Origin of the sequence: Maribellus luteus (genome assembly GCF_003576475.1) — a bacterium.
Lineage (GTDB): Bacteria > Bacteroidota > Bacteroidia > Bacteroidales > Prolixibacteraceae > Draconibacterium > Draconibacterium luteum.
The window spans coordinates 1-614 of sequence record NZ_QWGR01000145.1 but is presented as its reverse complement, the minus strand read 5'-3'; the positions used below and the strand labels follow the sequence as shown (position 1 = coordinate 614).

The window sequence follows — 614 nt, the reverse complement described above, 5'->3', positions numbered from 1 at the left end:
GTGGCGTTCCTGACCTATATCAGCCGCTTCTACACGCGCCTGGATTCCATGAGCCGCATTGTGTCCGTCACGCAGAAGGCGGCGGCGGGCGCCAAGCGCATCTTCGACATTCTCGACCACGTGTCGAGCGTGCCGGAGCCGGCCAAGCCCGTGCACATCGACAAGGTGAGCGGCGCCATCGAGCTGCGCGACCTGGGCTTCCGTTCTGGCAACCGCGCGGTGATCCGCGGGCTGAACCTGTCGATCCGGCCGGGAGAGATGATCGGGCTGGTGGGGCACAGCGGCTCGGGCAAGAGCACGCTCGTGAACCTGATCTGCCGCTTCTACGATGTGTCCGAAGGCGCGATCCGCCTGGATGGCACCGATATCCGCTCGCTGCCCGTGTCGGAATTCCGGCGCAACATCGGCCTGGTGCTGCAGGAGCCGTTCCTGTTCTTCGGCACGATCGCCGACAACATCGCCTACGGCAAACCCGACGCCACGCGCGAGGAGATCGTCGCCGCCGCGCGTGCCGCCCACGCCCACGAGTTCATCCTGCGCCTGCCCCACGGCTATGACTCGCTGGTGGGTGAACGCGGGCAGGCGCTGTCGGGCGGCGAACGCCAGCGTATTTC

The 614-nt window shown here is 66.8% G+C and carries 1 protein-coding gene; it reads left to right on the top strand.

Features of this window, described 5'->3' with window-relative positions:
• Nucleotides 1-614: ATP-binding cassette domain-containing protein (locus D1614_RS28335; RefSeq protein WP_147384392.1), on the top strand; the 614-nt coding region annotated here is incomplete at both ends.